The sequence below is a fragment of the Aeromonas sp. HMWF017 genome (assembly GCF_003061465.1).
Lineage (GTDB): Bacteria > Pseudomonadota > Gammaproteobacteria > Enterobacterales > Aeromonadaceae > Aeromonas > Aeromonas veronii.
The window spans coordinates 19,425-24,406 of the sequence record NZ_QAJD01000062.1; the positions used below are offsets into that span (position 1 = coordinate 19,425).

General features: G+C 60.2%; 4 protein-coding genes. 2 read left to right on the top strand and 2 right to left on the bottom strand.

Annotated elements, in window-relative coordinates:
- Positions 1–26: 26 nt before the first annotated feature.
- A complete protein-coding gene (pabB, locus tag DBR30_RS05505) occupies positions 27–1,310 on the bottom strand; it encodes an aminodeoxychorismate synthase component I (RefSeq protein ID WP_258224294.1) in 1,284 nt (427 codons plus the stop codon).
- A gap of 294 nt (positions 1,311–1,604) precedes the next feature.
- Here pabB and DBR30_RS05510 point away from each other — a divergent pair, with 294 nt between their 5' ends.
- Positions 1,605–3,131, top strand: a complete 1,527-nt coding sequence (locus tag DBR30_RS05510; protein WP_108588228.1) for a fumarate hydratase — start codon at positions 1,605–1,607, stop codon at positions 3,129–3,131.
- A gap of 204 nt (positions 3,132–3,335) precedes the next feature.
- On the opposite strand, the gene DBR30_RS05515 is transcribed toward DBR30_RS05510, so the two are convergent.
- Positions 3,336–3,914: a PhnA domain-containing protein gene (locus DBR30_RS05515; protein WP_005333203.1), complete on the bottom strand. Its 579-nt coding sequence runs from the start codon at positions 3,912–3,914 to the stop codon at positions 3,336–3,338.
- A gap of 182 nt (positions 3,915–4,096) precedes the next feature.
- On the opposite strand from DBR30_RS05515, the gene DBR30_RS05520 reads away from it, so the two are divergent.
- On the top strand, positions 4,097–4,982 hold an 886-nt coding region (locus DBR30_RS05520), incomplete at its 3' end, for a methyltransferase (protein ID WP_375135838.1).

A 4,982-nucleotide genomic window follows, 5' to 3' on the forward strand; every position in this document is an offset into this window, starting at 1 on the left:
GTGCGTTGGCCAGACAGTGGGGAGGGTTACAGCGCCGACAGCGGCGGCAGGATGCGAGCGACCTTGTCATAGGTCTCCTGATATTCGCTGTCGGCGTCGGAGTCGGCGATGATGCCGCCACCGGCCCAGCAGTGCAGACGACCCGCTTCGGCGATCAGAGTGCGAATGCAGATGCTGGTATCCATCCGGCCATGCTGGCTGAGATAGCCGATGCTGCCGCAATAGGCATTGCGGCGCTTGGGCTCCAGCTCTTCGATGATCTCCATGGCGCGGATCTTGGGGGCGCCGGTGATGGAGCCACCCGGGAAACAGGCCCGCAGCAGATCGACTCCTTGCCAGCGTGCATCCAGCTCACCGTGGATGGTGGAGACCAGATGATGTACCGCCGGAAACGACTCCACCGCAAAGAGATGAGGCACGCTGACCGAGCCCGGCCGGCTGACCCGACCTATATCGTTGCGCAGCAGATCAACGATCATCAGATTCTCTGATCTGTCCTTGTCCGCCTGCGCCAGCTCCTGCGCGACTTGCCGATCGATGGCCGGATCGGGGTGGCGAGGGCGAGTGCCCTTGATGGGTTTGGTTTCGATATGACGGCCATCGAGCAGCAGGAACCGCTCGGGGGAGAGGCTCAGCAGCGCGCTCTCCGGCAGGCGGATAAAGGCAGAGAAGGGGGCCTTGTTGGCGGTTGCCAGAAGACAATAGGCCTGCCACTCATCCCCCTGATAGGGGGCGCTGAAACGCTGGGTCAGGTTGATCTGGTAGCAATCCCCCGCAGCGAGGTATTCCTGAATACGGGCAAACTTCTCGCCATACTCGGCACGGCTCATATTGCTCTGCCACGACCCCTGCAAGGCAAAAGAGGGGGCCGGTTTGGCCTGCTGCTGTTCAAGCCAGGCCAGCCGGTTGGCAAGGCCTGCTTTATCCCCCCAGTGCACCAGCTGCCAGTCGCCGGTCGCCACATTGCGCAGCAGCGCCCAGTCGTAGATACCTACCGCCATGTCCGGTACCGCGATATCGGCGGCGGCCTGCACTGGCAGTCGCTCGAAGCGACGGCCGAGATCATAGCCAAACAGGCCGAGGGCGCCGCCAATAAAGGGTAGGTGAGTGGCACACAGATCCAGTTCCCCCAGCAGCTGTTGCTGGGTATGGGCCAGCAGGGCGAGGGGATCTTCGTGGTGTTTGCTGATATTCGCCCCGATACGCAGAGTGGTCACTTCGCCGCGGGTTTCGAGGGTCGCCAGCGGATCGGCAGTGATGATATCAAAGCCGTTATCGGTACCGAGTGGTCCCGCCGATTCCAGCAACATGGCCCACGGCTGATGTTGCAGGCGGGCAAAAAGCTGATGGAGTTCAGCACTATGGTCTAGATGATGGATATGAAGTGTTGGCGTCATTTTATGTTACACAGGCAACAGTTTGGTTCCCGAACCCTAGTCGGTGCTGGTGGGCAAGCGTATCATAGGTGTCGGTGACTTAAGAAAAAACTGCCGTGTCGTTCGTTTTTTGCTGGTTGATAGTTTTTAGCCAGCACGTCAGCACGGCCCATCATATGGAAGCCCTTGCCCTGCTCCGTGGCAGAGACAAGGACCAGTGAGGATGATATGAGCATTATAAAAAAACAGGATTTCATCGATTCTATCGCAGATGCCCTCCAGTACATCTCCTATTACCACCCGTTGGATTTTGTTCAGGCTGCCAAAGCGGCGTATGACCGTGAGGCCAACCCGGCCGCCAAAGATGCGCTGGCCCAGATCCTGATCAACTCCCGCATGTCCGCCGAAGGTCATCGTCCGCTCTGCCAGGACACCGGCATCGTGACCTGTTTCGTCAAGATCGGCATGCAAGTCCAGTGGGACACCGACATGACAGTGCAGGAGATGGTGGACGAAGGGACCCGTCGTGCCTACACCAATCCTGACAACCCGCTGCGCGCCTCCGTGCTGGCCGATCCGGCCGGCAGTCGCAAAAACACCAAAGACAACGCCCCTGCCGTGGTTCATATCGACATGATCCCCGGCAACAAGGTGGAAGTGAGCATCGCGGCCAAAGGCGGCGGCTCCGAGAACAAATCCAAGATGGTGATGCTCAACCCCTCTGACGATATCGTCGAGTGGGTACTGAAAACCGTGCCGACCATGGGCGCAGGCTGGTGTCCACCCGGCATGCTGGGCATCGGCATCGGCGGTACCGCCGAGAAAGCGGCGGTGCTGGCCAAAGAGGCCCTGATGGAGCACATCGACATTCAGGAGCTGATCGCCCGTGGCCCGCAAACCACTGAAGAGAAGCTGCGCGTCGAACTCTACGACAAGGTCAACAAGCTGGGGATCGGTGCCCAGGGTTTGGGCGGCCTTACCACGGTGCTGGATGTGAAGGTGAAATCTGCGCCGACTCACGCCGCCTCCAAGCCGGTGGTGATGATCCCCAACTGCGCCGCGACCCGTCACGTTCACTTTGAACTCGATGGTTCAGGCCCCGCCGAGCTGACGCCGCCGAAACTGAGCGACTGGCCGGAGATCACCCGTGAAGCGGGTGGCAACGTGCGCCGTGTCAACGTCGATGGCATCACCAAGGCCGAGCTGGCCAGCTGGAAGAGCGGTGATACCGTGCTGCTCTCCGGCAAGATCCTTACCGGCCGCGATGCTGCCCACAAGCGTATCGCCGATATGCTGGCCCGCGGCGAAGGGCTGCCGGAAGGGGTCGATTTCACCAACCGCTTCATCTACTACGTTGGCCCGGTCGATGCGGTGCGCGACGAAGTGGTCGGCCCGGCAGGTCCCACCACCTCCACCCGGATGGACAAGTTCACCGATATGATGCTGGGTGAAACCGGCCTGATCGGCATGATCGGCAAGTCCGAGCGCGGCCCGAAAACCGTCGAGAGCATCAAGCAGCACAAGGCTGTCTATCTGATGGCCGTTGGTGGCGCCGCCTATCTGGTGGCCAAGGCGATCAAGAAAGCCCGCGTGGTGGCCTTTGCCGATCTCGGCATGGAAGCGATCTACGAGTTTGAAGTGGAAGATATGCCGGTGACTGTTGCGGTCGACTCCGAAGGCAACAATATCCACGAAACCGGCCCGGCCTACTGGTCTGCCAAGATTGCCGAGCTGGATGGCAAACTCTCCTCCTGAGTGACCGTTTTCGCTGCCGGTTAACGACATCGGCCATGTAAACAAGGCGCATCCATCCGGATGCGCCTTTTTGCTTTGGCTGGCCTGTGATGGGCTCAGGGTTGTCGTTTGTGGCAAGCGGGCATAAAAAAGGATGGCGTGATGCCATCCTTTTTCGTTGTGCTTGTGTTCTGGCAGCAGACAGCAGAGCAATCGCCCTTGGCTTTAGGCCTTTTTCAGGTAGGCTGCCACCAGCACGATCTGCACGCCGTTGACCTTGCCTTCGATATGGAGCGGGTTGTTGGTCAGACGGATGCCTTTGACCAGGGTGCCGCGCTTTGCGGTGAAACCGGCGCCTTTCACGTCCAGATCCTTGATCAGGGTAACGGAGTCGCCCTCTTGCAGCACAGCACCGTTGGAGTCAACGGTCGGTACGCTGTCATCATCTTCGTCAGCAATACCAGCTTCAGCCCAGGCCTTGGCTTCGTCTTCCATGTACATCATGTCCAGCAGATCCTGAGCCCACACTTCACCCTTGCCGGAGAGTGCTTTGAGCTGGCGCCATGCCATCACCTGCACCGCAGGCACCTGGCTCCACATGCTGTCGCTCAGGCAACGCCAGTGGTTCACCACCAGGGTATCCGGTTGTTCCAGCTGACCACGGCAGGTGTCACAGATAGCAACGCTGTGATCATCGTCGCTGGCGGGGGAGTGAGGCACCACGAAGGCGGTCAGCGCCTGCTCGGCGCTGCACAGTTCACACTTGGCGCCCGCGCGCGCTTGCAGAATGGCGTTGATGGTCATGTTGTTGGTCCCATAGCTAGTGTAAAGCGACCCGCGTTGGCGGGGCGCGTGAAAGAGGGGGCGGAATATAGCATAAAACCCCGTACTTTGTCAGGTCTGCCCTGGCTCACAAGGTTGGCGGTGCTGTTCTGCGGCGCTGATCGTTTGGTATTGAGAGTGCAATTTGAAGCGGGATCGCTAGAATGAGCCTCCTTTTTGACTGCAAGGCAGGGGCATTCGTGCTGGCTCAACGTTTTCAACAACTGGATCGACTGCTCACCCGCTACCAACGCTGGTGGCAATATCAGCCATATCATCATCTGACCATGGCCTTTGCCGATGAGGCGCCTGAGCTGGCGGTACTGCTCAATGGGCTGACCCTTGACCAGTTGGCGGAGCTCGATGCGGATATGGATGCACTCAGCACGCTGCTTGCCCCCTGGATTGCCGAGGGAGCCGAGCTGCAGCAACTTAGCCAGCTTGCCCCGTTTACCCCGGAGCCCATCACTTGCAACAAGGAGATGGCGCTGCATATGCCGGGGCGCAAGCAGGCCCAGATCGAGTCGTTCACCGCCTGTCTGCCTGCCCATCAGGGCCCCTATCTGGAGTGGTGTGCCGGTAAGGGCCACCTTGGGCGGCTGGTATCACTTCATCGACAGGCTCCGATCCTCAGTCTGGAGTTGCAAGATCAGCTTTGTGACGATGGTCGGTTGCTGGCCGAGCGGGATGGCGCCAATATGACCTTTACCTGCGCCGATGCCTTTGCCCCCGAATCGGCGGCGCTGATCGCCCCCGAACATCACGCCATGGCACTCCATGCCTGCGGCGAGCTGCACACCCATCTGCTGGAGCGGGTGGCCGAGCGCAGTGCCAGCGGAGTGACTATCTCTCCCTGCTGTTATCACCTGATCCGTACCAGCCACTATCGCCCGCTGTCGGCCGCGGCCAATGCCAGCCAGCTGGTGTTGAGCAAGGCGGATCTCAAGTTGCCGCTGCAGGAGACGGTGACTGGCGGTGCGCGGATCGCCCGCCTGCGCGAGCAGGAAGTGGTGTGGCGGCTCGGGTTTGACTGCCTGCAGCGGCAACTTG

What these genes read in the sequence shown, in the direction of transcription:
- DBR30_RS05510 (WP_108588228.1), top strand. Translation starts at nt 1,605, where the DNA reads ATGAGCATTATAAAAAAACAGGATTTCATCGATTCTATCGCAGATGCC.
- pabB (WP_258224294.1), bottom strand. Translation starts at nt 1,310, where the DNA reads ATGTTGCTGGAATCGGCGGGACCACTCGGTACCGATAACGGCTTTGAT.
- DBR30_RS05515 (WP_005333203.1), bottom strand. Translation starts at nt 3,914, where the DNA reads ATGACCATCAACGCCATTCTGCAAGCGCGCGCGGGCGCCAAGTGTGAA.